The following is a 25,091-nucleotide window of genomic DNA, read 5'->3' as shown; positions in this document are numbered from 1 at the left end:
GAACCCTGTGGAGGAATCGAAAAGTGCGGCTCTCGCTAGTCGTTAGTTGCCCTGGGCTGGCTCGATTCCTTGCAGCATTTCAATCGCTTTGTCGTAGCCAAAGTCGTCGCTGTAGTCATCGACCAGGGTGACTCGCATCTTAATCGCGAGTTCGAGCGGTGTTTGGCCAGCGGAATCTTTCAGCAACTGAGCGTTCTGTTCACACAGCAATTGAATCGTCGGCAGATGAATGTGAACGCCCTTATCGACGGCAAGATGAAGCGGAGTTTGGCCCGCCGCATCTTGCAAGTTCGGATCAGCACCACGCTTCAGAAGTTCCGCGCAGATCTCCCAGTTTCCGGCCACAATCGCCGCGTGCAGGTAACTCGGAAACAGGTCCGTCCTATTACGGCTCGGCGGTAAAGGTCCGATCGTCGCCCCATGATCCAGCAACAGCACGATCAGTTGGTTCTTCTGCGAGAATATCGCGTAATGCAAGGTCAAACGTTCATCGCTGTCGGGCCCGTCGTCGAACTTCACACCAGCGTCGAAAAGCTGTTGAGTCAACTTCACGTTGCCATGCTTGATGGTCCATCGAATCGCCTCTCGCCGCTGGGCAAATTCGGGATAACGTCGGAAGAGCTCGGATGCCCGTTCGCTGGCGACGTGGTTGACCGACGGCAGTTTCATAATCTGTGCCAACTCGACCTCCGCTTCCTTCCATACGACATGCCACTCGTAAAGAAACGAGCTGCCGATGAACAGCGTAAGAATAACGGGCAGCGCTATCACCGCACCCATGTGGCGAAGAGGTTTCATGCGTTCAATCTAACGGATCGGCTTGCGAAGGGAAAAGGAAAACGTGGCCCGAGCCAACTCTACCCAATGCTGCGGCCTCTCATTTGGCCGAGGCCTCGTCCAGGGCTTTTAGCTTTTCGACGGTGGCGTTGTATCGCTTAAGCTCGCCTTGCATGCCCTGGTACTTGCGGACCTTCGTTTTGGCGATGTCGTAGGGCGTGCGGCCGAGGCTATCTTTTTTGCTTTCGACGTCGAACTCAAGCAGTGCTTCGATCACCTCGACTTCGGCGATCTCGGCCGCATCGTGCAAAGGGGTGCGATCGGTGCTGTCGGTCTGGTTCACATCGAGTCCGTTTTCGATCAACAGGCGGCAGACCTTTGGCGAATTCCAAGCCGCCGCCAAGTGCAGCAGCGTCCGTTTCTCGTCGAAACGATTGCCAGCATGGATATCGGCGCCGTGCTCGATCATCAGCCGGACCAGTTCGTCGTTGTCTTGAATCAACGGGCCAAAGATGGGTGCCGGTTCAATGCCACTTTCGGCGTCATCCGGATCGGCTCCCGCTTCCAGAAACTGGCGGCACAACGCGTTATCGCCGTGACGCACCGCATAGGTCATCGACCCTGGCCGCTTTACCAAGCCAGGAAACCGCGCGACCAGTTCACGAACTTCAGGCGTGCGGTCTTCACGATGATCGTCGCTCGCAACGATTTCGATAAACCGCTCCTGCGCAGCGAGCCATGCCACATGCCGCTGGTAAAACATCGCAGCCACCGCAATCACGGCGGTCAACAGCATGACGGAAAGAATCGAGAAGCGAAGGTAGCGTGATTTCATCAAGGCAGATCTGCTTTGGACTGGTTCGCTGGCGGTCGAATCGGATCATGACGCGGCAACAAGTCGACGATTTGCCTGGCCACTTGTTCTTCGTCCGGCTCGAGAATAAAGGTCTCGATGCTTACGATCGCCAGATCGCGAGGCGTTTGACCATTCTTATTGAAACGGCTTTCTGCCCCGGCGCTAAGAAGAAGCTGAACGACGCGATCATGCCGATTATAGGCAGCAAGATGCAGTGGTGTGTTGCCCAATTTATCGACCGCATTAACGTCGATTCCGGCATCGATGAGTAGCTGGCACACTTCGTAATTGTTTTCACGTGTGGCGATGTGCAGCAAGGTACGATCCAAGTCGAATTCAGGAAAGCGAACGTCTATGTCGGCACCATGTTCGATCAGAAGTTTCACGATCGAAATCTGACCATGATACGTCGGCCAGAAGATTGTCGACAGCTGTCCTGATTCCGTCCGCTCATTGGGGTCGGCGCCTGCTTCGAAGCACTGCCGACAAAAGTTTACATCGCCAGTGTCGGCTGCGAAGATCATCACTCCGTCTTGCCTGGCAAGTTGCGGATAACGCGCGATGAGTTTAGACGCTTTCGAGGCACGTTCCTCTTGTTTGCCAAGGGTATGCAGGATCTCGCGGAAATCGCGTTCGGCCTGTTTCCAAGCCAAATGTCGTTGATAGAACATCAAGCTGCAAGCAATGACCGCCGTCAGCACGAGGAGCGTCAAGATCGAAAAGCGAAGGCGTGGCATCTTCATCGCCACAATTTACCGCATCGCAGGTCGTGGGGAAATCAGATTGCGATTGGGAAAGAGGGCGTGCGGCGTTTTAGGACAAGATTCTTCGAGCCCCTGATAAGGCGGCACAAAGCGCCGCCCCGTCGAGATGCTGTTGACCTTGGGATGGCGGCCTACGGATTCGGTGTTACCTTTACGCTGCCGCGGATCGTTCGTTGCGATCGCGACAGGAACCGCCGGCCGTTGTTGGTGATGTTAAAGCAATTGAAGTGAGGTTGTCCCAGCAGCACACCACTGACCGTGTCGTATTTCGACTTGCCGTTATCGTGCACCTCGATGAACATCGACAGGCCCACCCGCTGGGGTAGCGATGAGGAAACAATGCGGGCTCCAACAATCACGCTGGTTGGCGAAAGGTAGCGAACACAGAACACATCGCCGTGGGTGATGTTCCCGCTGAGGTGCTCCTTCACCTGAATCTGTCCGCTGTAGCCATCGCTGTTAGCCACAGCCGAGAAAGCGATCGTCTGAAACAGGTTGCCTTCTTTTCGCGTGCCACCGCCGTTGGCAATCGGCCCATTGGCGTATACCAAATCAGGCACCAGGACAAGCGAAACAAGACCGGCCAAGAGAAGCGCAGGGAAGCATGATCGGGGCATCGGGGTTCTCCGACAAAGAAGAGGTTCATCGAGTTGTTACAAGCAACACGCCTCTCGATTGCTCCTTGCGGATCGCATGCTAGAGAACCCTATACAGCATGTCAAACATTTTCCCGTGGTTTTCTACAAACCTACAATTGCAATCTTCATTAGTAGCATTATCACGCCTAACGCTCGATCATTGCATCGTCAGTCGTTTTACAGTGTGCTTCGATCGATCGAATCATTTTGTCGATCGGTTCGACATCGAGATGCGCCAGCACATGTTCTTCCCGCCGCCACTGTGCGACATCGCGTGGCGTTTGTCCCTGAGCGTCCTTCGTGCAAGCCGCGCCATGTTCCAGCAGAAGTTGGACCACCTCGATCTGGGCGTACTTGATTGCCAGATGCAGCGGCGTTTGTCCTTTGGCGTTGACGGCATCGATATCGAGCCCTTCGCTCAAAAGTAGCTGACACATGGCGGTGTCTCCTCGACCAGCGGCCGTATGCAGTAAGCTGTTGTCGAACGACGAACCCTTGTTCTTATCGCGGATGGAAAGATCGGCCTCATGCTCGATCAGCAGTCGAACAAGACCGGTCCGCTTCGCCAGAATCGCAAACTGGAGCACCGAACCACGGATCAGTTGCGAGCCAGCTTCATTGGGATCGGCCCCTTGCTGCAGCACGGTCTCGCACATCTCCAAGTCACCGTATGCTGTGGCCCAGACCATCGTGCCGCGTTTCTTTGCCAGAACTGGATAACGCTCGAGCAGCGAGCGAACCTCCTCCCGAATTTCAACCGACGGATCGAACTGCGTTATCAGGCTCTCATATTCCGCCTCGGCTTCCTTCCAGACAACATGTCGCTGATACAACATCACCCCCACAGCAATCACCGCAGTGAGCAGCAGTAGCGACAAGATCGAAAAGCGAAAGCGAGGTGGTTTCATAACGCCAATCTAGCCGATCGCGACGTTCAGGCAAAACCTGCAAGCGTTTGGCTTAACAGAGCAGCGTCAACTCGGGCTGGTTATTAATATCTGCGCCCGTAATCCGACATGGTAATTGGCTGATTTGCAACGAACCCGGGGCTTCCGTTGGCCGCCCCTGTTAGATTGCTGACGCAGACTTCAATAAAGCATCGGACTGGATGTTACGTACTTGCCGAAACAGGTAGACGCTCCAGATCGTGCTCGGCAGTACACAGACACCGGCAATTGCCAGGATGACGAGCGGATGCTGCAGGTCGAACGACGTGCGGACGAGAAATAAGATGCCCGCTGCGATCATGGCGACGGCCAGCGGAGGTAACGTCGATTGATAGAAGTCGCTGACTTTGATCGGAGTCAGGCCTGCCACAAACACAAACAACACGGGACAGATGATCAATGTATTGACCAGCGAATAGCCTGCGGCGACGCCTTGCGGACCGAACGGGAGCCCGACAATCACCGAAGCAATGGTCGGGATCGCCACAATCAATCCCATGCGATGCAAAGAACTGGCCTTGCCGCACGCGATCAACGGTTGCTCGAGCGCCGAAAAGACACTCTCCAAAATCGCCGCCACACCCAAGATCTGGAAGATGGGAACGGCCTGATCCCATTGGGGTCCTAAGAACGTCAAGATCGCCGCATCCGCCGCCACGATCAAGATCGCCATGGCAGGCATCGTTAAGAATGCCAAGGCCCGGATGATCTGTTTGAAGACAAATCGAAACTTCTCTGGCTGGTCCTGCAGCCGACATAACATCGGCATGAATGCTTCCATCGCCGGGCGACTCAATTGATCGGAGGGAAGCGAGAGCATGCCGTACGCCCGGGAGTAATAGCCCAACGGCCCAGCTCCCCATCGCCAACCAATCAGGAAGTTATCGAAATTACGCGAGAGATAGTTGAGCAGTGCATACGACACGACCCCAAAGCCGAATCGCACCATCTCGAGCGCACCGGTTCCTCGTGACGGCCAACTCGGCCACCATCCGCTAAGCAGCACGCTTAGAAGAGTGACCATCGTCGCTGTCGTGATGTTCATCCCAATCAGGGCCCAGTAGCCATACCCATACCAAGCCATGCTGATCGCCACGACAATGCCGCTGAAGATTCCCCCTAACTCGATCATCGAGATACGGCCGAACTGCATCGACCGCCGCAACAGTGCTTGATGCTGAACCGCAATTCCGCCGACAACGACCGAAACCGACAACGCGAGTGTCACGTAAATCAAACGAGGCTCTTGATAGAACCAGCTAATCAGCGGAGACGCCGCCGCAAAGACGATCGTTACCGTCGCACTGATCAAAACGTTCGCCCAAAACAGGGTGCTGATCTGCGCGTGATTGATTTCCTTCTTCTGGATCGTCGCCATCGAAAGACCGGCGTTCTTGAGGATCTCGGTACAACCCACGATGACCGCGACCATAGCAAACAAGCCGAAGTCCTCTGGCGTCAACAGTCTCGCCAGGATGGCCATCGACCCCATTCGCAAGACAAAACGCACCGCTTGCGCAAAGATAGTGATCGCCCCGCCACGAACCGCCTTGCGGCCCAGGTTACGATCGGAATCCGCCGTATCAAACAAGCTGCCGTCACCACGCCCCAAATGCGCATCCGCCTCACCAGACTCACTACTTGCAGATTCCGACAAAGCGTGATCGCGGGACACCGATTGCGGCAAGGAACCAGCCTCGATTAAGAAATTAGGAAATACGACATCACGCGAGACTCGTCGAGTATGATTATCGGTTCATGACCAACCAAACGTCGATCGCACGCTTACGCAAGATCAAGAGTAATCTTAATCGGTCGCTTTCCCAATGACCGGTTCCTGACTTCATCGAATCATGGCGGCAGAAATCTTCCCCCGCGTATCCCTCAGAAGTTGCGATATCAACTTCTGAGGGTTCTCGATTGCCAGCGGCACAAATCGTACGACGGCTCAGACGTTCGCCCCATGAAATTCGACCCTTCCCGAAGCAAGATGTTGCCACTGCGTGAGGAACGCATCCGAATGGGGCAGCGCGAGTTTGCCCGACAACGAGATCTCTTCGCAGGCCGCCACACTATCGACGAACAGGGTCCTCGCCCCGAAACGCCTACCGAGCCACACGGCGGCAACCCCCGGTGCGGCACCGGTCGTGACAACCGCATCGGGGCGAACCCACAACATGATCCAGAAGATCTGAAAAAACATGCGGATTAAACGTAACTTGTTATCGCGCGTTGCTTCGGTCACGACCCGGAAGTTCGCTCCGATGACCATATCCTGATATTCGGGCACTGTGGTGACGTACGTGACATCTTGATCCGCGAATGCCTCTTTCAAACGGATCAATTCAATCCAGTGCCCTCCGCGCGAAGAAATAGCCAGTACGCGCTTCTTTTTGCTCTCTGTTTCCATAGCAATAGTGAGGGGTACTCATATATACATCGTGGGGTATTTAGTAGAGAGTGTACACGATCGCATCTTTTTGTGCGCAAGAAAATGAAAATAGATTGAACAACGTATAAAACTGCGTTGTTCTTAGCCCTATTGCGCACGACGTGCAGGCCAGTGTTTGTCCAGCATGTGGAGGATGGCGTTGACTTTGGCGGAGCGGAGGTTCAGTTCGGTGTACTCGGCTTGCCTGGCTTCGGCGAGGTGGCGTGGGGTTTGGCCGTCGTAGTCAGGCACGCTCTGGGCGCCATGTTCCAGCAGTGTTTGGACGACGCGGGGTGGTGCCCACTGGGCGGCGAGGTGCAGCGGTGTCTGCCCGGCGGCGTTTCTGGCGTCGAGGGGAAGTTGCTCATCGATTAAGATCTGGCAAAGTTCGTCGTTGCCGCGCCGGGCTGCCGTGTGCAGGAAGGTGTCTCCCACTTCGCCACTACGCGGATCTTGCCGCAGCATGATCGGATTGACGCCGAAATGAAACAGCAGTCGGGCAAGATCCGGATTATCGGTCACCACGGCGAAGTGCAGGGGAGGTTCTCCGAGGAACGTACCAATCTCGTTCGGGTTAGCGCCATGCTCGAGAAAGAATCGACACGTCTCGAGATCGCCGAACAAGATAACCCACTGCATCGAGCCAGGCCGCTCGACCAGGGAAGGATAACGCCGCACCAAACGGATCACTAACTCGATCGTCTCTGGCGACCCATCGCTGCCGGCGATCAGCTTCATGTAACGAACTTCCGCATCCTTCCAAGCCACCTGCCGCGACCAAACCATCACCACCACCGAGACCACCACGGTCAGCAGCAGAAGTTGCGGAATCGTATAACGTAGGCGAGGTAGCATCATGCCCATCAATTTACTGCCGACAGGAGTTACGGGGCAAAGGTTTTGTCGAAGAGGGCAAAATGGAAGCAAACAAGCTCCGACGCGTTTTGGCAAACTCTACGGACCAACATCGCCAGCTTGTAGGGTGTGTCTCGACGCACCACGCCCTGCGGATCAAAGGAAGCGAGCAGGACTGCCGTTTCAGCTTTAAGGACCTGACACCACATCGGTTTTCGTTTCCAATAACGCGATGATCTCGTCGTAGGCCTGGGCTTGGTTCTCGTCATCTTCGTACCGACGGCGAATGTATTGGGCGATGTCGTATGGGGTTACCAATTGATTACTAGCGACGCTAACGGCACCTTGATCCAGGAGAAACTCGACGGTCTCTGGATCGCCACCAATCACCGCCGCATGCAAGACCGTGTTGCTTGCGCTTGTCGAATTAACCCAATCAGACGTTCGCGGCGACCAGGTACTGTCTGGGCGAGGTTTGCCATACACAGCTTCCAAATCCGCGCCACGCTTTAACAGCAAGTCGCACATTCTGATATTGCCATCGAGTGCCGACACATGCAGCGGCGTCACATCTTGGACATTCGTCACGCGATGGATACCGCGAGCTTCGATGTCGGCGCCGGCGTCGATCAACGCCTCGACCATTTCCAGCAGGTTTCGTTGGACGGCGTGGTGAATCGGAAACACGAGCCCGTCGTCCTCATCCTTGTTCGGATTGGCGCCAGCGGCCAGCATATTTCGCACGAGTTCGGTCGTGCCATAGTGCGTTGCCCAGACGACGGCACCTTCGCGCAACGATAACTCCGGGTAATTGCGGATATAGCGTTCAATTGATTCGATCTGCTGCGCGGTGGGTCGAACGTTTTCCCCCTCGATCACGATTTTTTGGAACCGCTGCTGAGCCGATTCCCAGGCCAACGTTTGCTGCCAGTACGCCAAGCCCATCGAGACAACCCCAATGAGGATCAGCATGGCAAGAATCGAAAATCGCAAACGAGGCATCTTCATGGCGAACTTTCTTTCAAGGGCCTTAACTCGATTTCCGCCAGGCGTTGCTCCAGCATCTGAATGATTTCTTCCCGTTCCTTTTCAGGAATGGGCGACTGGCGTATCAAGCGGGTTTGCCACTCGACCGTATGCCGAAACGAGAGGACCGGCTGGTTCAAATCGGCTCCATAATCGAGCAGCAACCGCACCGTGGCTGGCTTGCCAGTCGTGATCGCATAACGGAGCGGAGTTTCCCCGATGCCTGTCTTAGAATTCACGTCGGCGCCTGCTTCGAGCAGCACTTCGCAGACATCGGTCTTCCCATTCAACACCGCGAAGTGCAGGGGACTCAACTCGAAATCGCCTCGCCCTCGGCTCACCGCGATCAAGGGGGCGTCCGTGCCGCGGGATTCGGGATCGGCACCAGCAGTCAGCATCTTTTGTACCAGGTCGGCCGAACCATAACGGGCAGCCCACACCACCGTTCCTTCCCGCTGCGAAAGGACCGGATAGTGGCGAATCAAGCGATCGACCGTTTCAATCTGCTCTAGCGATGGCTGCTGATCCTTCCCCTCAACAATGATCTCGACGAACTTCTTCTGAGCAGACTCCCAAGCGATACGTTGCTGCCAATAGGCCATGCCGATCGAGGCGATGGCGATCAGCCCCAACATCGTCAGAATCGAGAACCGTACTTGCGGCATTTTCATGGTTTCGCTCCTTCAGTTTGGGCCGCTTCCAACTGTGGGCGATACGCTTGCAGTAGTTCGCAAATCTCCTCAACACGCTGCTCGCTATTGGGTCCTGAATAAGAGGTTTTACGGATCGCATCGCAAAACTTGTCAAACGTCTGCTTACCAAAATCCACGACCGCCCCATGTTCGAGTAAGAGCTGTGCCATGTCGGGATCGCCGATGCGAATCGCTAATTCCAGTGGTGATTCGTCGGCTTCCGACTTAGCATTTATGTCTGCCCCAGATTCGACGAGGACACGCCCAACATCGACGTCCTTTCGCCAGACGACAAGATGGAGTGGGAGCGAACAAGGATATTCCCAATCGTCCAGCGAATCGCCCGTAGAGGGATCGACGCCAAAGTCGATCAGCGTCTGAACGACATCGGGATGGCCACCAACAATCGCGTGAAAGAACGGCTTATTCCACTTGGCGTGAAGACTCTCATTGATCGCCGCGCCTCGCTCGGCCAGCAGTCGGCAGAACGACGCGTCGCCTGTTCCGACCGCATAATGCATGCTGCCGTGCGTCTTTGCGAGAATGGGGTACTGCTGTACCAACGACTTGAGCCGCACGACCTGTTTTGGCGACGGATCGGATTGAATAAGCGCTTTGTATTCCGCCTCTGCCGCCGGCCAGGCAACCCACTGCCGATAGATGGCCAGGCCCACCGCAACCAGCGCGACAAGCACCAGCATCGTCAGAATCGAGAACCGCGCACGAGGCATTTTGCTGAGTCCGTTCCTCAAGATCGCATCGGTAAACCAAGGGACCGTATCGTAGCCCGATCAGAGGGAATATACAACGAAATGGCGAAGGTGTTTTCTGCGGCATTGCCGTCTTGATCTGCGGTTTTAAACTTCGCCTAAGCGTCGCCGTGGGACGAAGTCAAACAATTCCCAGGGACGCGAGTTACTGGGAGCGTAAGATTAACAACTTTCCCGCTGCTGCCGATCACAACTCTCCTTTGCGTTCCAGCTTCTCCGCTTCATCGGGAAAGTGCTCGGCCAAGACGCGGATCACTTCAACGCAATCATCCGCAAACTCTTGATTCCCGTACGCGTCGCGAAGTCCGACCGCGTACTCTAGTGGCGTATACCACTTAAATGGTGGTGCATAGGTCGAACCAGAATGGATTAAATACTCCACCAATTCATGATTCCGAGAGATTACGCCCCCGTGGAGAACGTAGAAGCCCTCATAACTAACATGGCTCACGTCTGCCCCATGCTCAATGAGTTCAACGCACATCGGCATGTCCCCCAACTTCGCCGCAATGGTAAGCAATGACTGGCCATTATTCGTGCACAGGGCGTTAACGTCGGCACCGTGCTCAAGTAGTTCGGTAACAATTTCTATTCGCCGCAATATCACTGCCCATACGATTACTGGCCCATTTTAACTCGATTCATTCGGATCGCACCCCGCATCAAGCAAATCCTCACAGAACTCGCTGCTTCCATACATTGCAGCCCATGTCATCAGACCTTGCTGGTTCATCAGAGCCGGATTATGCCTGACCATGGTTTCGATCTCGTCTACCATCTGTGGCTTCGGGAAAGACACGAGGATCAATTCGCCTAACCTCTCTTGCTGGGCAGGCCAAAATACCCAGTGCCGCCACGCCGTTAAAACGCCACCGACCAGCGCAACGAGGACCAACATCGTGAAAATAGAAAAGCGGAAGCGGGGCGAGTTCACTCAAGTTGTCCTAAATAAGCAGTACACATCCAGGCGACTATCGTAGATCGATTCTCGGGAAGACGCAACGAAAGCGTGCGGATGTGGGAATGGCATCTTGCCTGGCAATCGTAGCCCCATTTCTGATCCCCTCATCTCCTAGCGAGGGAGAAGGGACGGGAATTGTCTTTCGGTGCGAGCTCTTGCGGTCCCTCATCAGAGCGCGCCTTCTAGCTCCAGCGTCTCGGCTTCGTCGGGGAAGCGGACGGCCAGGATGCGGACGATTTCGGCGAACTTATCCCGATAGGGTCCATAAAACGAGGCATGATTGCGTCGAATGATGGCATACTCAAGCGGAGTGGGACGATCATACGGTGCACCATACGTTGCGCCGCTGCGAAGTAAGTACTCGACGAGTTCGTAATTCGTTGAGTTGACCGCCGCGTGAAGAACTTGCTGCCCTGTTTTGCTCGTGTGATTCACGTTCGCCCCGTGTTCGACCAGGGTGACACACATCGGCATATTGCCCATGCTCGCCGCGACCGTAAGCGGCGAATAATGATCTTCCGAAGTCAGTTGATTGACGTCTGCCCCTCGATCTAACAGAAACTCCACCATATCAATTCGACCTGCTCTGGCGGACCAATAGATCAGTGGTGCAACCGATTCAAATTCCCTCGGATCGCGACCTGCGTCGAGCAAGTCTTCGCAGAAGTCGACGCTGCCATGTCGGACAGCCCATGTCATCAAGAGAGGTTCCTGGACCAGGCGCGGATTGCGGCGCACCAAACGTTGGACTTGTTCTCGGATGTCGCTTGAGGGACGATCGACCAGGATCAATTCTCGCAGATGATCTTGCATCGCCGGCCACATCACCCACTGCTGCCATGCTGCCATCCCGGCGGCAACCAGGGCGATCAGCACCAGCATCGTGAAGATCGAATAACGTGGTTGCAAGAACTTCAATGCGTCCCTTTCAACTAGGGCGGTAATTGCAGGTGAGGTAAACGTTCTTCGAGCATTTCGATGACCGCTTTCATGTCGCTGCCACCGGTCGGCCCTTGAAAGCTCGTGTCGTAGCCGTAACGGATTGATTCGTTATACGGAAGCATTGGCTCGCGGAAGGTCGCACCGTGATCAAGGAAGAATTCCACAATCTCAGGGTCGCCTGAGCTGAGCGCACACCGAAGTGGCCGGTCGCCATCTTTCGTTTCCGAATCGATATCGATTCCCAAGTCGACCAATAGCCGACACATCTCCAGATTGCCGCTCCGCGCCACGTGATGCAGAGGAGACAGCCGTTTGGCCGAGACTCCTCCGATCGAATCGGGCGAGGTTGGATCGACTCCATGTTCGATCATGAATATCACAAACTTCGTCTGCTTTCGTTGCAACGCGTAATAAAATGGCGTGTAATCACCGGCGTTGACTTCATTCAGCGGAACACCACGCTTCAGCAGATTGCGACATAAATCGAGATCTCCGTAAATGGCCGCGTAAATCATCACGTCTGGCTCGTTGGCTAATGCCGGAAACTCGCGAATCAGCTTGGTCAACTGCTGTCCTACTTCGGTGGACGGACGTTGGCGGCACAAGTCGCGATAGGTGTTGAGCACCGACGGCCACATCACCCATTGCCGCCACAAACCTAGCATCGCAGAAGCTACCGCGATCACCAGCATCAGACCCACTATCGAAATCCGCGGTCGAGGCATCTTCATGGCAGGTCTCCTGCGGGCAAGTCGCCTGGCTTGTCCTCAAGGAGATTGAGACGCTCGGACACGATACTCGACTTCCTGTCACCGAATCGATTGAGCGGAACAGGTTCAGCTCGCTGCAACGGCAAGCGTTCCTCCAACAGCGTGATGATCGCTTCGACATCCTCAACAGGAATAGAATTCACTACGCCAATTTTGATAACTGCTTCTCGGTACGATAGTGAATTGCGTAGTTTGAAGCTGGCCCCATGCTCGAGGAGCAACTCCACCAGTTGCGGGTTGCCTGAAAGCAAGGCGGCGAGCAAGGGCGTTCCGCCGAGTTCGCTTTGATGGATATCGGCACCATGGTCCAACAGCAATTGGCACATTTCCACGTTACCCTGCAGTGCCGCGGCGTGTAGAGGCGACACGCCCCGCGACGACTTGTCATTCGGATCGACGCCGTACTCGATTAGCACCTTCGCCGTACCGACGTTGTTGTTCTTCACAGCGTGATCAAATGGCGTTGGTACACCAGGTTCCTCGGCAAGACGACCTCTGGGATCTGCCCCGCGTTCCAACAGACAACGGCATAAGTCAGCATCGCCATGGGCCGCCGCCCACTCGATTGAACGTGGGTCGACAATCATCTCCGGGAACTGCCACATCAACCACTCGAACCGCCACACATCTTCGGAGGTCACATCGTCCGTAACATGCTGATACCAAAGCCGAGCATATTCCTTCTCTGCCTCGGGCCGCGCCACATACTGCTGCCAAACCACCAGCCCAATGGCCACGCCAGCCACAATGGTTAACAAGCTGAGCATGCTGAACCGAAGACGGGGTAGTTTCACCAGGTTATTCTCAGCAAGGGTACCAGACGGAACGAGCGTTCATCGTAGCTCGTTTCGGTAATCTTCGCAAAAGTAATGCGACTGCGGTTGGTTAGGTCGCGTCTTTGTCGGCACCTTGATCGCTGCTTGCGTTTTCCTGCTGATACGCTTCGAGAATGGCGGTGATTTTTTCGATCGAATCGTTGGTGACGCCTTGATCCTGGAAATGATTCTGCAGGTCTTGCGCCATGGACAAAGGCGTTTCACCTTTGGCATTTGCCGTGCATTGGGCGTGATGATCGACCAGCAGTTGGACCGTCTTGGGCGAGAAACACCCGACGGCAGCGTGCAGGGCCGTGTTGCCATCGCTCGACTTGTAATCGACCTGGGCCCCGTTATCCAACAGTACGCGACACATCTCGGTGTGTCCGAACGAAGCGGCCGTTTCCAGGTACGAGATGCCTCGTAACGAGAAGAAATCGAGATCAAACGGCTGGTCAACTTTCGCCCCACGCGATATCAACAACTCGACCTTCTCCACTTCCCCCTGCGATACCGGCAAGTACAACAGCGGAAAGCTGGGATCTTCGTCGTCCTGATCGTCGACCAACTTGGCCCCGGCGTCAAGAAACACGCGGCACGTTTCGACATCTCCCTGGATCACTGCCCACGTCATCGCCCCTGGCTGCCGCGCCAATTGTGGATAACGCCTTACCAGGCCGCGTGCTTCCTTCAAGACGTCCTGCTTAGGCTTATCGGTCTCGACAATTTCGGCGAAGTCGGCCTGAGCGTCAGGCCACGAAACCCACCGTTCCCATACCGTCAGCCCTACGGCAATCACGGCGATGATTCCCAATAAAGTTAAGATGGAAAAACGGGGAATCGGGATTCGCTTCAAGGAGATCATGAATCGTTCTGGAGATCGGATGTCCGCTGATACGCTTCGAGCTGGTCGATAATCGCCACGCACTTGGACTGGAAGAACTGAGGGTGCCCACGTTTAGCGTATCTCGATTTGGCTTGTTTGGCGATATCCAGCGGAGTATTTCCGTGGTCATCAGCCAGAAACTACGGCTTCTGCTGTAAAAGAAGTTCGATGGTAGCGAGGTCGTGATACATGCTCGCATAGTGGAGCGCGGTTCGCCCACTGCTTGTTTTCGCGGCAAAATGCGTATCATGGATTCGTCGCCGAGGTATATCGAGGACGACCAATCAACGCGTCGAGAACGCGCGCGATCTCGTCCATTTCGGCGGCGTCCTGCGGATACTTGGTCCGCAGACGAACCGCGAGTTCTTTCGGCGTGAGTCCAGAATTGTCTGCCGCGTCGCTTGCGTTATGATCGATCATGAGTTGCACGATAGCGAGGTCGCGGCTTAGCACCGCGCCATGCAGCGGGCTTTGCCCTAGAGCATTTCCGGAATGGGTTGTCATCCCTTGGTCGAGCAGCAATTGACACATCTCGATATCACCTCGCGAGGCAGCGACATGCAACAAGCTGCTTCCGATCGGAATGCCAGGAACTCGCGTGACCACGCACCCATCCAAATCGCTGTCGACAGAAACGTCCGCTCCATTGCGAAACAAAAGCTTGGCAAGATCGATTCGATCGCGCTGCAGCGCCCAATACAGCGGCGGTTCGCCCAGGCTACCAGACCTATTCGGATTCGCCCCATGCCGCAGCAGAAACTCGCACAGGTCAACGTCACCATAGCGGACCGCCCAGTTCATCGCATCCCACTCGGCGGCTAATTGCGGATAACGCGTGACCAGCTGCTTGGCCCGCGCGAAGTCTTCCGGCGTGCAAGCATGGCTGGCAATCATCTCGCGAAACTCGGACTCGGCGCTGGTCCAAGCCAGGTGCCGCTGCCCCCAAAACAGTCCGACCGCCACCAGCGCGATAAGCACCAGCAAATGCCTAATCGAAAAGCGAATCGCGGGTAGTTTCAACGAGACAATCCTTGGCAAAACAGATCAGGAGCATACTCCGTATCGTATCCCGATTCCTGGTGAGAAGCAAAGTGCGCGATCTGACGGGCGGCATCAAGCGACAAGCATCCCAGCAAGCCATACCAGGCGGCTGTACGAGAGCAATTTACGGGCTATCGCTCTTGCTCGCCGGTTCGGCAAGTTCCGGGAGCTTTTCTTCGAGCAGGCGGATGATCTCGTCCATTTCGTCTTGTGGCACCGGCTCTCGCGTCGGGGGAAAGAAGGCGAAACGGATCGGGTACATGTCCCGAATTTGCACCGCAATGGGTGACTGACTCTGTCGCGGATAGACGGCACCTTGATCCAAAAGGAACTTGACGACGTCCGCCTTGCCACTGCGGATTGCGGAATGAAGCGGTGAACTTCCTTCATCGACAACCTGATTGACATCTGCCCCTTCGGCCACCAGCAAGCGACACATTTCCAGGTGCCCAGCTAATGCGGCTGTTTGAAGAGGCGTTCCGATTTCTTCACCGGTCCCATTCCACGAAGTGACATCCATTCCTGCGTCTCGCAAGTACGCGACAATATCGCAACGGTTGTAATAAATAGCTTCGAATAGGGGCGAATTCTTACCATTGACGGACAGGGCGTCTAATCTGGCACCTTGCTTGTGAACGTAACGAAACCATGGGACGTCTCCGATTTTCGCGGCCCCATGAATCGCGTCCCGTTCGTGCGCCAACTCGGGAAACTCCCATAAGTACGGCTTTACCAGATCAATTTCATCTTGCAGAGGTACCCCACGACATACCCTCTGATAAGCACGCTGCGCCCTCGGAAACATTGCATAACGGTGCCAAGCTCGCACCCCCACAGCAATCAGGGCTGTAGTGATCAACAGTGTTAAGATCGAAAATCGAAGAGGCAGTCGTTTCAACGAGAGGTATCCAGGGCGCGGGCTATCGATGGAAGATTACTCAGCGTATCCCCCATGGCTAGTGGAAGCAACGTCGCGTGCCGTGCTTCCTTTGCTACTCCTAGATTTATCAGTTAGCCTCCAAACATGCCAGCAAAGACTAACGATAGTACAGCCGCTGCCGCACGAACTTTTCGGCCAACGTACAAGATACTACCCGCAGTAACGCCGAACAGAAGACAACTTAACAGCACGATGTGCGTCAGTACGGTTGCGTTAATTCCCGGCCCGATCAGTATCAGTCCAATCGCAACGAATAAACCCAGGAAACCACCGAAGTTTGCGCCAATCAATAGCGAAGCGAAGCGTAGTAGCCAAGATCGCAGGCGAGGCGGGCAGGTTTCGTCCGAGAGCTTTTCGATCTTCGTCATAACATCCAGCATTGCCGCGAAGCCGCCAGCAAACCATAAGAGGCCGATCTGCCAAAAGCCGAGATACCGATACGTTAAAAACACAATGACACATCCCAATTGCAGGAGAAATAGCTCCTGCAACGTCGCGATTGGTCGCGGCTTGGCGGAGGCTTCCTCGTTTTGTGTTGCCTCGTCGGACATGGGACTCTCCAAATGAGCTCAAGGTTTCCTGCAATGAAACCACCCTCTAAGATAAAATCGGACGCAGATCGGATTTCACTCGACTGTACTATAAACGTATGAATCCTTGGAAAGAACTGCTTGAGCTTTGCGATCAGTTGCCGGTCCTGCAGTCGCCGCACAGTTCCCCCAAGCGTCTGCAAACAGCGCTGCGGCGGATGAAAACGCTGCTGCGTTCGCTTCCCAGCGATGACATATCGCTCGCCGCTGCCAAGGCTGCGTCCATGTATCACGAAGCGGTGGGGGACTTGCCGGCAGCATTGGAGGCCAGTCGAATTTATCTTGATCGCTTAGAGCGTTTGCACCGCGAATTGGAAACGAATGACTACTCGCCATACGTTCGCCAGGTGTTACTCGAAGGTTACGATGCCAACGAGCTCCAACGCTGCCAGATGACGATTCAGCGTCTGGAAGCTCTCATTTAGCCAACCCGATCACCGCCGCACGTTACTCATTCGTCCAGCGGCATTCGTAGACGTAATCAATTTCTGGGTTGACGACCGACCAGCCGATTAGCGAGCCGTAAGGATGATTCACGCGATAGCGCGAGTTCATCACGATAGGAGCTCGATTCATACTGACCGGGTACCTTACCAGTTCGTAGTTCTGATAAGGGCGATCTTCAGGAAACAAGATCCAGACACTGATCAAGTCGGTCGGAAACCGCGCCACAAATGGGGCTCGCGTGACTTCCTCAGACACTCGAATGTACATTTCCAGGCTTACGGTCACCGGTTCGCCATGGGGCAAATTGGTAAAATCGTAAGCTACTTCGTACGAAACCCGTTCCACTCCGTAATCCATGACCGGTTCCGTAAGCTTGCGGATTTCTGCCTTGTATCGCTGCTCTGGCTGACGGAACTCGATATCTTTGAAAATCGACGGATAGCGGAACGTCGCGTGCGCTTCGGCTACCTCTTGGGAATCGGTCTCTTCTGGCAGCACCAGCATCACGCGATCTTTCACGTAAATGCCGCCACGATCCTCGCTACTCTCGGCCGAGGGATCCCAGTGCCGCAAATCGACGATTCGGCTGTAATCCAAAATCTCGACTCCCTCCACATCGTTGGGCGAAGGGGTGTCGATCTCCTTGACCATCTCTGGCTGCCAGTCGGCGCCCGGGTCGCGATCGAGTAGCGAGATGATGTCACGAATATCGGGGTTACCGCTGGCGATCGCATCGATCATCTGCGCTTGCACCTGCGACTTCTTATAGAACTCGTACGCTTTGACCGGCAGAAATACGAACAGCAGCAAGGCAATCGCGATGTAAACATACGATGTCCAATCACGCCAGTTGAACAGCGTCGACCAGACTTTTCGTAACGAGGACCGTCGTAGCCGCCGCGCGACTGCCGTGGCGGGCGATGCTGCGGTCGCTTTGTTGGCGCTCAGTTTCGGTCCTGGAAGTCGTTGGCTTGGAACCGGCGCCCAGCCATCCCCACTCGGAATTTGATCCGCCATATCAGGATGCGTATAGCGGAACACCTTGCGGGTCACTTCGTATCCGTGCTGGGCGAGGCCGTTGATTTCCTCAGCGCTGAAATGATCGAGATCGGTTCGGATGGTCTGAACTTCGGCCTGAATGATCGGATGCAGCGTCGGGTCTTCGTCCAGTTGCACGGTTTCGGTAATCGGCAGAAAAACAAATCCCGTTTGGCGACCGAAGTTCTCGCGTTCTAACTGCCAGACACGATCCCACAGAATGTCCGATGCTCGGATCGATTGCCCGACGAAGCCGAGCGCGTTATCGCTTAAGATCTGAAACGGCTTGCCAGCATCGCTGACGTAGACCTCGTCGAACGACGCACCAAGATCGCGCAGCCAAGAGAACGCGCGAATGCCAAGGTTATCGTAGACACCGCCATCGGTGAAATACTCGGTCGGGAACTCGCCATCGCGTACGCCAAGATCGTTCGCCGTAAACTCGACCGGCGGAAAGAAGCCGGGGAACGCCGAGGAAGCCGCAACGACACGCGGAATGCCGGCCATATGACCAGGTACGAAATCGTAACGGGCGATACCTTCTTCACTTCGCTGCTGGATGTAAACACCGTCGCGATTGAATACGGTCAGCCCACCATTACTGACACTGGTCGCCAGCATATGCAGCATCGGTGTCTCAGGCAGTTCGTACAAGCAACGATCGCCGTACAGTTGCCGTTGATAACAACGTTCCAAGATCGCATTCGGCGTGAGCGAGCGGGGCGAAACGCGGGTAAGTTTTGTCGCCAGGCGGGCCGGATATTGAAACGGCATTCGGCGAACAACATGATTGCGGACGTCGAATTGCACAAAGCGAACAATCTCGTCGACCGCTTTATCGAAGTCATCGTCAGAACCGTTATATCGGTCCCAATTAAGCGTCAGATGCGCCGCCAGGATGCTGCCGCCTGAAACGGAGGCGATGTCGGTCACTTGATGCAGTAAATCAACATCCTTCAGGAAGCGCAATACGCCCAAGTGATATAACGTTGCCCGGAATCCGCCGCCGGAAAGGGCTAAACCGATTTTCGCCATGTCGAGATCTTTCGCAGGTGTCCATCTGGAGTTAGCGTCCCTCAACTATAGTTTGCGGAACCTGTGAATGCGATCGATTGCACAGGGTGAAACATAATCGTAGAAGTATGCTTTCAACCCAAATTAGCAGGCAAATACTTATTCGAAATCGTCAAACAAGCACTTTCCGAGCGTTGCGACTTCGCTAAGTTCCAGCGACACGCCGTCGATCCGTAGACCGTCATCCTTCCGGGCGATCTCCACGAACCGACGCTCCCTCGCGAATGCCCGGGCGATATCTATCGCGGCCTGGCATGTTTGCTCCGACACGACACGACCCCGGCGACGATCCAGGGTGTACTCGGTCACATGCAACGAAAACGCATCGGCGATAAAGCTCATCTTCAGTGTCACTACATGCACCCTGTTGGAAACGATTGGTGGAGGTTCAATTTCATAACTATTGCAAAACGAATAATTGAAATCGGTATGGTTCGTCACCTTATATTCAGGAAATGCCTGAGCCAGTTCCTGAAAGAAACGGCTACGATCCCATTGAAGAAGAAAGCCGCTCGGAGGCGACTTCGCGAAAGCCGTTTTCACCTGCGTGAGAATACGCTCGAGTGGTGTCACATGCTGTTTCATTTATCCGTTGCATTCTCTCGTCAGCCTGGGTGCCATGTCCCCTCGCCACCGTTTGCGAGAGAGGGGACCAGAGGCGGTTCGGCGAGAAAGCGGATCATGTGTCTGGCTCGCCATCGTGTACTTCTTCACCGTATTGTAACTGACGCCTGTTTCGCGGGCGATTGCTCGGTAGGGGTGGCCTGCCTGGTGGAGGCGGTGGATGCGGTCGATCAGGGCATGATCCAGCGGGCGACCTTGGCGGTGGTTGTTCATAGCCCGGGGCCTCCTCCGTTGGTTAAGTGCGAGAGCAAGCGGATCGTCATTTCTAACGCATCGGGGCCGTCGTCATAACGTCCGGTCGGAAACTCTTTCAACTGCTGCACCAAGCGGCCCGCTCCAAAACTGCCTCGCTTGAAATGCAGTTCGCCGCGAGCAAGAAACGGAGTGAGCGTGCCGCGGATGCGGGTGATCTTGTTGGTCGTATGATTGCACTCGTGAACCGGGAACATCTCGATCCCGCGCTGACGAACGATTGACCGTAGCTGAGTGACAAGCAGCTCTTGGAATTGGTTCGTTTCAATCACAATCCCACACGGTTGAAAGTGAACGGCCTGATCGACCGTGGTGCTGGCAATGGTGGCTAGATCGCGACGTTCGATATCGGCGTCGATGTAGACGTGCCCGTCGCGGGTCAGCTTGGCGAGGACCAGCGCTGTGTAATCGCATTTATCATCTTTCCCTTTCGAAGGATCGAGCCCCATCACCCGGAGGCACACTTCCCGTTCGGATGGTTCTTCGTCGTACCAGAAATTAGGATTCAGGAAGTAAGCTCCGCAAAACTCGGAGCCTTCCGTCTGAACGAACTGGGCAAGCACTTCCTGCTGGAACGCACGATCGCCGATTTCGCGCCGCAGCGCATCGATTTCGTCAGGCGTCATCAATGGGTTATCGCTGGACGGGCATTGCCACGACTTGAACTGCGGATCCAGTCCGCCTCGATCGAAACGATCCTTCACCCAGTTTGGTCCGTTCGGGGAAGTGAGAAACAGGGACCAACCCTGCTTGTCGGCCAGGGCAGGGCGGAGGGCTTCCCGCCACGAATCTTCTGGGGCAAAGGCCGCCTCATCGTAAACGATGCCGTCGAGCCCATCGCCACGCAGACTGGTGGGGGATGCCGCAGTCTTCAGCGTGATGCTGCCTCCGCCGCGCAGTTCAATCCGGCGATGCGTCTTGTGGTACTCGAGCCCGGAGGCCTGAAAGCTCTGGATCAAATCGCGTTCGATCTTGCGCGTGATGCCAAAGGTCGGCGCGATCCACCAGATAGTGCCGCCGTCGACCGCTCCCTTCAAGTGGTGTCGGCTGGAAGGATCTTCGTCCCCATGACCGTACACCACGGCGGGTAGGCCCGCCCCCGTCTTGCCCCAACGTCTGCCGCAGACGGCTGTCTTGTGTCGATGCGGATCGCGAAGCAGTCGTAGCTGATGCGGCATTGGTTTGGGAACAAATATCTCGTACCCGGCACGTCGACCTTTAGTTGCATTCAAAGCCTTGTTGCTTAATCTTTTCATGGGCATTATTTCCAAAGAAGTTCTCGTCTTCGCGGACCACGGGATCAGGCAGCTCCGAACCGAGACCCGCTGCCTCTTGCTCCATCAGCTGAATCCGAATCTCCCACGCGTCGCGAATGAACGATTGCAGAAGCTGGACCGCTTTCAGCTTGTTCGAAACGCTCGTCGCGTCGTCCTCGGCCAGGTCGCACAACACGCCCGTGGCCACATGCCACACGCGAACGGGAACGGTGTACCCTTTCATGATCTTTTCCTTTACATCGAGATGTATTCAGGTGCATTGATTCTTGTTGTCAATCGTCTTGTGAGTTGTGAGAGAGACATCTGTCGGTAACTGCGGGCCTGATCTGCCTCTTGGGTGAAAAGGGCAACGAACGGCAGCGTTCGATGATTGCCCATAATCTCTTTCGCCAGGTTGGTTTGCTGGTCGTAATCGAGAACCACGAGCGAAGCGTCAGCCAAACGACCTTCACGCTGCATTGCAAGTAGCTGCGATTTGATCGCCGGGCAATGTGGGCACCACGTCGCCGTGACCAGCACCACCATTGGCCGCCGGTTGTCCGTGTAAGCGGTGTACGCTTCGCGATAGCTGTTGAGGCCTACCGGAAAAGCGGCGTCCGGTTGTGGGAGAACAGGCGGAATAATCGGCGGACGCGTGCGCGTGACGATGCTGTAGGCCAACGCGACGGCTGCCTGAGCCCTGGCCGCTGGTTCGCCTCGTTCGCCGGGCTGCATGAGTGGAAAGAACGTCAGAACAAGGAGAGGTACGATTCGATTCATCATCAATAACTTTCCCGCAAAGAAAAAGGACCAGGGTACGATGAGCATTTCATTTCATAGATACGATTTACCAGCCAGCATGATGATCGATGCTCTCCCCTTCGCGAGTACGAAACTCGCTAGGTCGCTCTATCGGCATGTGCAGCGAGAGAGTGGGCGTGCTGAGCTGAACCGCTTGAACATCGCTGTCGTCGGGTTTGCCTGGTGGCTTCTTTTGAAAGGCCCGATCGAGTCCCCAGTGGGCGAGCGCCCTGACGAGAGAACGGACCAGGCCTTCCCGTTTGGCAGGCACGGCATCGGGCTTTGGACCGTGGATCACTTCCACCGATTTGTCCATCAACAGCCACACGACAAACAACGCCAACGCGGCAATCCAAATTGCTTTCGAGATCTTCATCACATCACCTTAAGGTGCGAGCACGTAGCTCGGCTCGCTGTCGCCGGCGGGTGTGGCTTGCACCCATTTGGCATGGTCTAATTGGCGGAAAGGGAAGCCGTCGTAGCCACTGACGGCGAACGAATCGTTCTGCGCGAGCATCCGATTCACAGTCTTTTGATCGACCCAGAACGATCCATCTGGCATGTCGCTCGGATACTTCGGACCCGAGATCCAGTTTGGCCCCCAACTGTTTAAACAAAGCAGACCGGGCCGGCTTCCGTGCCGCACGGCGACGAAGCACATGCAGTGGGGCCAGGTTCCTTGGGCCTGGGCGAATCCGTCGGCATCGCGCTGCATGCGAAAGCCGACCATCGAGCACACCGGCACGGGATAGCCGCTGTGAATCGCGGCCGCTGCCTCGTCGAAATTGCGGACCAAGGCAACGCTCCGCACGGGATGCCGGCGGGCTTCTTCGTCCAAGCGGCCGTTGTCGTCTTGGCCGCCGTTGCCGTAGTTGCCCCAGTCTTTCGCTCGCTTCGAGGAATAGTGCGAAAGATCGACCGTCGCGTACGGCTGACGAAAGACGAGACCATACTCACGAAGCCACTTCGCCGCGGCCGCACCGTAACTGCCGTCGCTCCAGCCACCTCGCGTCACGCCGCGTGCTTCCACGCGTGAACCACCGTAAATCGATTCGGTGGCGGTCGGCTTCCAATCGGCTGAATCTCCCAGCGACCACATCACCGCCAAGTGAATGTCCGCTCCATGTGCGAAGCCGAAGCTGACGCAGTCGCCAATCCCTTGTCGGCCAACTTGCCAAGGCGTGCCGTACTTCAGCAAATGCGCGTCGTACAGTGCGCGGTACAGGAAGACATCGTTCTGCGGGGGATCGCCTTGAAACAGCTGTGGGCCTGCCTCGCGCAGCGTGGCTTGAGGTAGCCGACGAAGAAACTTGGCGGTTTCGTCTGGGTTGGGTTGATAGCCGAAGCGCTCGTCCGGCATGGCCTGAGCGATTGGCGTTTTTCCCGCTGTCGGCTGCTCGGCGATGGGCGTGTCGTCGGGCGTGCGATCGTGGTTGGTCAGCCACGACAAAGCCCCTACGCCGAGTAGTACGGACAGGAGAAATGGAATCAGGTATTTCGGTTGAGGTTGCTTGCGCACGTGTGGGGTTCCTTACAGCGAGTCAGCGGCATACAGGGCAGAAGCGGCCAATGCTCGGTAAGCGGCAATCCACCGCGCCCGGGCTGCCGGATCGAGCTTGCCGCCATCGGTTCCGAGTTGGCTTTCGAGGTAATCGCCAGCAACGTGTGCTAGCGCCGGATAACGTGTGGCGTAGCTGGCACCATTGGCTTGATAGAAGCGTGCCAAAGTGCGAAAGTTGTCAAGCTGCACGCCGCTTACCAGTTGGGGCTCGGGCTGCTGGCCATCGAATTCGATCATCGCGGCCAGCGACCGACACAATTGACCGAATGCCTGAGCGTCCGCCACGGCTTGAGTCGTCTGGTCCGATTTCTGGAACACAGCCAACAAGTTCGGACCGCCAGGATCACTCGGCTCCGGCTTTGTGTCATGAGGTTCAACGAGCGGTGCAAGTAGCGAATAGGCGATCACCGCCAGACCGCACCAGGTAACCAGGGTGCTATTTTTCATCGTTAGTTTGCTCCACAACGAGCGGCGTCAGGCAAGCCAGGCCGGCAGCACGTATCTGTTCGGGAGACGCCTGCTGAGCTCGCATGGCCTGTTCGATTTTCAGCCAGGCAGCGAACGCTTCGCTACGCGTTGGCACGTTGATTGGTCGCGACGTAGCACCCGCCTCGTTCTTCGCCTTAAACGTCGGCTTGGCCGAACTTGGTGCGGTGGGACGGTTCTGCATCAGCTTCCAGACCACGCCCGCAACGAGCGTGATCAGGCCACAAACGGTGAGACTACTCATGGGCGAGTTGCTCCTTAAATTGGCTGTAAATCGCTTCGATCGCCCCATCGGCAATCGTCAGCACGATGCTCTTCAGAGGGGACCGGACAATCGCCAGCCACCAGGGAAGGGGAATGGTATCGAGTGCTTCGCCAAGGGCTTCGAGCACGAGCTGCTTCTTCTCGGGCCCCTGATTGGCAAGCAGCAGCGAAGCGGCTTGCATTGCCTGGACGAGAAACTGCTGCAGCACTTGGCTCAATTGAGCCAGCGAGAACGAACCATCGAGCTGCCAGACGGCATACGAAATCAACTGCGCAATGCGATCATGAAATGCGGGCATCGGAACCTCTGGGGTAAGTGGCACACGTTCAGCAGAAAGTACCCCGCTACGTGGAAGGCATGACACGCAGCGGGGTACACGGCCGGCGACCGCTTGTGGGCGAATAGGTGGAGTGAGCATTCGCCACGAAACACAAGGCGCCCAGGCCAAGTTCTGCCGACAGAACTTTGTGATCGCCAACATGTTTTCGTGCGGCGATGCGATAGTTATCTGCGCCGCATGTAAACTTGAAAAGCGTCGCGAGCTTGTTTCTTTGGCCTGGCGAAACCTCAGACATTAATGAGACAA

The 25,091-nt window shown here is 55.7% G+C and carries 33 protein-coding genes; 1 reads left to right on the top strand and 32 read right to left on the bottom strand.

Annotation, left to right across the window (positions count from 1 at the left end; translation table 11 throughout):
* Positions 1-42: 42 nt before the first annotated feature.
* From C5Y83_RS06190 to C5Y83_RS06090, 21 genes are all read right to left on the bottom strand, one after another.
* Positions 43-798 (bottom strand): ankyrin repeat domain-containing protein, encoded by a 756-nt coding sequence (locus tag C5Y83_RS06190; protein ID WP_105328781.1) that lies wholly within the window; start codon positions 796-798, stop codon positions 43-45.
* 79 nt (positions 799-877) lie between these two features.
* Entirely contained in the window at positions 878-1,612 is a 735-nt protein-coding gene (locus C5Y83_RS06185; protein WP_105328780.1) for an ankyrin repeat domain-containing protein, read from the bottom strand.
* The gene (locus C5Y83_RS06180) at positions 1,612-2,376 is read right to left on the bottom strand and encodes an ankyrin repeat domain-containing protein (RefSeq protein WP_146117662.1); all 765 of its coding nucleotides are present in this window, start codon (positions 2,374-2,376) and stop codon (positions 1,612-1,614) included. Before C5Y83_RS06180 ends, C5Y83_RS06185 begins: the two co-directional genes overlap by 1 nt.
* A 152-nt stretch (positions 2,377-2,528) precedes the next feature.
* Positions 2,529-3,014 (bottom strand): hypothetical protein, encoded by a 486-nt coding sequence (locus C5Y83_RS06175; protein WP_105328778.1) that lies wholly within the window; start codon positions 3,012-3,014, stop codon positions 2,529-2,531.
* A 167-nt stretch (positions 3,015-3,181) separates the two neighbouring features.
* On the bottom strand, positions 3,182-3,943 hold the full coding sequence (locus tag C5Y83_RS06170) for an ankyrin repeat domain-containing protein (protein WP_105328777.1): 762 nt from the start codon (positions 3,941-3,943) through the stop codon (positions 3,182-3,184).
* 160 nt (positions 3,944-4,103) lie between these two features.
* Positions 4,104-5,639, bottom strand: coding sequence for a lipopolysaccharide biosynthesis protein (locus tag C5Y83_RS06165; protein ID WP_158262256.1), 1,536 nt, complete (start codon positions 5,637-5,639; stop codon positions 4,104-4,106).
* A 291-nt stretch (positions 5,640-5,930) separates the two neighbouring features.
* A complete protein-coding gene (locus tag C5Y83_RS06160; protein ID WP_158262255.1) occupies positions 5,931-6,326 on the bottom strand; it encodes an oligosaccharide biosynthesis protein Alg14 in 396 nt (131 codons plus the stop codon).
* A gap of 195 nt (positions 6,327-6,521) precedes the next feature.
* Complete coding sequence (locus C5Y83_RS06155) at positions 6,522-7,271, bottom strand: ankyrin repeat domain-containing protein (RefSeq protein WP_158262254.1); 750 nt, start codon at positions 7,269-7,271, stop codon at positions 6,522-6,524.
* Positions 7,272-7,457: 186 nt separating this feature from the next.
* Positions 7,458-8,276, bottom strand: a complete 819-nt coding sequence (locus tag C5Y83_RS06145) for an ankyrin repeat domain-containing protein (RefSeq protein WP_105328772.1) — start codon at positions 8,274-8,276, stop codon at positions 7,458-7,460.
* Positions 8,273-8,965 (bottom strand): ankyrin repeat domain-containing protein, encoded by a 693-nt coding sequence (locus C5Y83_RS06140; RefSeq protein ID WP_105328771.1) that lies wholly within the window; start codon positions 8,963-8,965, stop codon positions 8,273-8,275. Before C5Y83_RS06140 ends, C5Y83_RS06145 begins: the two co-directional genes overlap by 4 nt.
* Entirely contained in the window at positions 8,962-9,717 is a 756-nt protein-coding gene (locus tag C5Y83_RS06135; protein WP_105328770.1) for an ankyrin repeat domain-containing protein, read from the bottom strand. Before C5Y83_RS06135 ends, C5Y83_RS06140 begins: the two co-directional genes overlap by 4 nt.
* A gap of 226 nt (positions 9,718-9,943) precedes the next feature.
* Positions 9,944-10,363: an ankyrin repeat domain-containing protein gene (locus C5Y83_RS06130; protein WP_409994584.1), complete on the bottom strand. Its 420-nt coding sequence runs from the start codon at positions 10,361-10,363 to the stop codon at positions 9,944-9,946.
* 24 nt (positions 10,364-10,387) lie between these two features.
* On the bottom strand, positions 10,388-10,690 hold the full coding sequence (locus tag C5Y83_RS06125; RefSeq protein ID WP_105328768.1) for a hypothetical protein: 303 nt from the start codon (positions 10,688-10,690) through the stop codon (positions 10,388-10,390).
* 195 nt (positions 10,691-10,885) lie between these two features.
* Complete coding sequence (locus tag C5Y83_RS06120; protein ID WP_105328767.1) at positions 10,886-11,635, bottom strand: ankyrin repeat domain-containing protein; 750 nt, start codon at positions 11,633-11,635, stop codon at positions 10,886-10,888.
* 14 nt (positions 11,636-11,649) lie between these two features.
* Positions 11,650-12,390 (bottom strand): ankyrin repeat domain-containing protein, encoded by a 741-nt coding sequence (locus C5Y83_RS06115; protein WP_105328766.1) that lies wholly within the window; start codon positions 12,388-12,390, stop codon positions 11,650-11,652.
* Entirely contained in the window at positions 12,387-13,223 is an 837-nt protein-coding gene (locus tag C5Y83_RS06110; protein WP_146117661.1) for an ankyrin repeat domain-containing protein, read from the bottom strand. The genes C5Y83_RS06115 and C5Y83_RS06110 overlap by 4 nt, the downstream gene beginning before the upstream one ends.
* A gap of 91 nt (positions 13,224-13,314) precedes the next feature.
* On the bottom strand, positions 13,315-14,109 hold the full coding sequence (locus C5Y83_RS06105; protein ID WP_105328764.1) for an ankyrin repeat domain-containing protein: 795 nt from the start codon (positions 14,107-14,109) through the stop codon (positions 13,315-13,317).
* A gap of 161 nt (positions 14,110-14,270) precedes the next feature.
* The gene (locus C5Y83_RS30135) at positions 14,271-14,414 is read right to left on the bottom strand and encodes a hypothetical protein (RefSeq protein WP_409994583.1); all 144 of its coding nucleotides are present in this window, start codon (positions 14,412-14,414) and stop codon (positions 14,271-14,273) included.
* Positions 14,377-15,150: an ankyrin repeat domain-containing protein gene (locus C5Y83_RS06100; RefSeq protein WP_105328763.1), complete on the bottom strand. Its 774-nt coding sequence runs from the start codon at positions 15,148-15,150 to the stop codon at positions 14,377-14,379. Before C5Y83_RS06100 ends, C5Y83_RS30135 begins: the two co-directional genes overlap by 38 nt.
* Before the next feature lie 145 nt (positions 15,151-15,295).
* Positions 15,296-15,874 carry an ankyrin repeat domain-containing protein gene (locus tag C5Y83_RS06095; protein WP_158262252.1) on the bottom strand — a complete coding sequence of 193 codons (579 nt, stop codon included), beginning with the start codon at positions 15,872-15,874 and terminating at the stop codon, positions 15,296-15,298.
* A gap of 308 nt (positions 15,875-16,182) precedes the next feature.
* Positions 16,183-16,662, bottom strand: coding sequence for a hypothetical protein (locus tag C5Y83_RS06090; protein ID WP_105328761.1), 480 nt, complete (start codon positions 16,660-16,662; stop codon positions 16,183-16,185).
* Positions 16,663-16,760: 98 nt separating this feature from the next.
* On the opposite strand from C5Y83_RS06090, the gene C5Y83_RS06085 reads away from it, so the two are divergent.
* Complete coding sequence (locus C5Y83_RS06085) at positions 16,761-17,126, top strand: hypothetical protein (RefSeq protein ID WP_105328760.1); 366 nt, start codon at positions 16,761-16,763, stop codon at positions 17,124-17,126.
* A gap of 22 nt (positions 17,127-17,148) precedes the next feature.
* On the opposite strand, the gene C5Y83_RS06080 is transcribed toward C5Y83_RS06085, so the two are convergent.
* The 11 genes from C5Y83_RS06080 to C5Y83_RS29085 form a co-directional block, all read right to left on the bottom strand.
* Positions 17,149-19,221, bottom strand: a complete 2,073-nt coding sequence (locus C5Y83_RS06080; RefSeq protein WP_105328759.1) for a patatin-like phospholipase family protein — start codon at positions 19,219-19,221, stop codon at positions 17,149-17,151.
* A 138-nt stretch (positions 19,222-19,359) separates the two neighbouring features.
* Positions 19,360-19,845, bottom strand: a complete 486-nt coding sequence (locus C5Y83_RS06075; RefSeq protein WP_105328758.1) for a hypothetical protein — start codon at positions 19,843-19,845, stop codon at positions 19,360-19,362.
* Positions 19,846-20,097, bottom strand: coding sequence for a helix-turn-helix domain-containing protein (locus tag C5Y83_RS06070; RefSeq protein WP_105328757.1), 252 nt, complete (start codon positions 20,095-20,097; stop codon positions 19,846-19,848).
* On the bottom strand, positions 20,094-21,392 hold the full coding sequence (gene terL / locus C5Y83_RS06065) for a phage terminase large subunit (protein ID WP_158262251.1): 1,299 nt from the start codon (positions 21,390-21,392) through the stop codon (positions 20,094-20,096). Before terL ends, C5Y83_RS06070 begins: the two co-directional genes overlap by 4 nt.
* The gene (locus tag C5Y83_RS06060) at positions 21,355-21,636 is read right to left on the bottom strand and encodes a hypothetical protein (RefSeq protein WP_105328755.1); all 282 of its coding nucleotides are present in this window, start codon (positions 21,634-21,636) and stop codon (positions 21,355-21,357) included. The genes terL and C5Y83_RS06060 overlap by 38 nt, the downstream gene beginning before the upstream one ends.
* An 11-nt stretch (positions 21,637-21,647) precedes the next feature.
* Positions 21,648-22,175 (bottom strand): TlpA family protein disulfide reductase, encoded by a 528-nt coding sequence (locus tag C5Y83_RS06055; RefSeq protein ID WP_158262250.1) that lies wholly within the window; start codon positions 22,173-22,175, stop codon positions 21,648-21,650.
* Between the two features lie 64 nt (positions 22,176-22,239).
* Positions 22,240-22,569 carry a hypothetical protein gene (locus C5Y83_RS06050; RefSeq protein WP_105328753.1) on the bottom strand — a complete coding sequence of 110 codons (330 nt, stop codon included), beginning with the start codon at positions 22,567-22,569 and terminating at the stop codon, positions 22,240-22,242.
* 9 nt (positions 22,570-22,578) lie between these two features.
* Complete coding sequence (locus C5Y83_RS06045) at positions 22,579-23,712, bottom strand: hypothetical protein (RefSeq protein ID WP_105328752.1); 1,134 nt, start codon at positions 23,710-23,712, stop codon at positions 22,579-22,581.
* 12 nt (positions 23,713-23,724) lie between these two features.
* A complete protein-coding gene (locus C5Y83_RS06040; protein ID WP_105328751.1) occupies positions 23,725-24,201 on the bottom strand; it encodes a hypothetical protein in 477 nt (158 codons plus the stop codon).
* Positions 24,191-24,484 (bottom strand): hypothetical protein, encoded by a 294-nt coding sequence (locus C5Y83_RS06035; RefSeq protein ID WP_105328750.1) that lies wholly within the window; start codon positions 24,482-24,484, stop codon positions 24,191-24,193. Before C5Y83_RS06035 ends, C5Y83_RS06040 begins: the two co-directional genes overlap by 11 nt.
* Positions 24,477-24,803, bottom strand: a complete 327-nt coding sequence (locus C5Y83_RS29085) for a hypothetical protein (protein ID WP_146117660.1) — start codon at positions 24,801-24,803, stop codon at positions 24,477-24,479. Before C5Y83_RS29085 ends, C5Y83_RS06035 begins: the two co-directional genes overlap by 8 nt.
* Positions 24,804-25,091: the final 288 nt, after the last annotated feature.

Source organism: Blastopirellula marina, assembly GCF_002967765.1.
GTDB classification, from domain to species: domain Bacteria; phylum Planctomycetota; class Planctomycetia; order Pirellulales; family Pirellulaceae; genus Bremerella; species Bremerella marina_A.
Note: the sequence above shows the minus strand (reverse complement) of the source record. Positions and strands in the feature narration are given on the sequence as shown.